General features: G+C 43.8%; 1 protein-coding gene. It reads left to right on the top strand.

What is annotated here, in order from left to right; genetic code table 11:
• Positions 1–297 precede the first annotated feature (297 nt).
• Positions 298–1,466 (top strand): IS200/IS605 family element transposase accessory protein TnpB (locus DWW13_RS18475; protein ID WP_118720828.1); only part of this gene is annotated, 1,169 nt, incomplete at its 3' end.

Raw genomic sequence — 1,466 nt, 5'->3', positions numbered from 1 at the left:
ACCCATAAATATATTGTAGTAGTGATGAGTTAGACGCGCAATTTTTTTAATATAAAACAGAACAAATGTTTGATATATTATTATGGATATGGTAAAATACTTTTATGGAGAAAGATATGTTTACAATTAATAAAAATGGTTTTTCCTATCCGGCGTCAAGGAAAGAGTTGTGGGGAGAACATTTGTGAAATCCGTCTTATTGTGCTGTAACGGTTAGTGACCGAAGCCGTGAACAGATACTTGCTTACATAGAAGGTCAGAAGGAAAAATCCCGTTAAAACCCGGAGGAGAAAGCGAATGAAAATCATATCCAGTTATGGTGTTGAATTACGAAAACAGAATATTCCGATCCGCCAGACACTGGAGATTTACCGTTCTGCTGTCCGCTATCTGGTCGAAGTGTATGAATCTGTGTGGGAAGAACTGGCCCAAATTGAGGAAAGTAAGAAACGTTTCAATGCAGCGGAACATCTGGTGCATACAACGAAACGGAATCCGGCCCGGTTTGATTTTGATTTCTGCTTTCCCAAAATGCCATCCTATTTCAGACGGGCGGCAGTCCAGCATGCGCTTGGGAGTGTATCTTCTTATCGGACGCGTCTGGAACAGTGGAAAGCAGAGGGGGAGAAAACGGGAAAGCCGTATCTGAAAAGTGAACAGTATGCCATGCCTGTTTTTTACCACGATGTCATGTACCGTGAAAACACAGAAGAGAAAGATGCGGCCTTTTTAAAACTGTACGATGGCCATGACTGGAAATGGTTTGCTGTGCGGCTGAAACATACGGATATGGAATATTTAAGAAAACACTGGTCGGGCAAAAAAGCTTCGGCGCCAACGTTGGAGAAAAAGCACGACAAATATTTCCTGCGTTTTACGTATGCGGAAGAGGTATCTTTAAACCGGACACCTGTCAAAGAACAAACGATCTGCAGTGTGGATCTCGGCATCAATACGGATGCAGTCTGTACCATCATGCGTCCAGACGGAACTATCCTGGGAAGAAAGTTTATTAACTTTTCCAGTGACAAAGACCGGATGTACCGTGCGCTGGGACGGATCCGAAGATTTCAGCGGGAACATGGATCGTGTCAGGCGCAGGGAAGATGGGCATATGCAAAACGTCTGAATACAGAGCTTGGCAGAAAAATTGCAAGGGAAATCGTTCTGTATGCGTCAGAAAAGAAGGCAGATGTGATTGTTTTCGAATATCTGGAAATGAAAGGAAAACTTTCCGGGAAGAAAAAGCAGAAACTGCAGATGTGGAGAAAACGTGATATCCAGAAACGGTGCGGACAGCAGGCACACAGAAAGGGAATCCGAATTTCCCGGATTTGTGCCTGGAACACGAGCAGGCTTGCCTTTGATGGATCAGGAGAGATTGCCCGTGATACACGGGATCATCGTCTGTGTACGTTTCAGACTGGAAAAAGATACAACTGTGATTTGTCGGCATCGTATAATAT

This window comes from Blautia sp. AF14-40, from assembly GCF_003479665.1.
Taxonomy (GTDB): Bacteria; Bacillota; Clostridia; order Lachnospirales; family Lachnospiraceae; genus Fusicatenibacter; species Fusicatenibacter saccharivorans.
The sequence above is the reverse complement of the archived record's forward strand: the minus strand, read 5'-3'. Positions and strand labels throughout refer to the sequence as shown.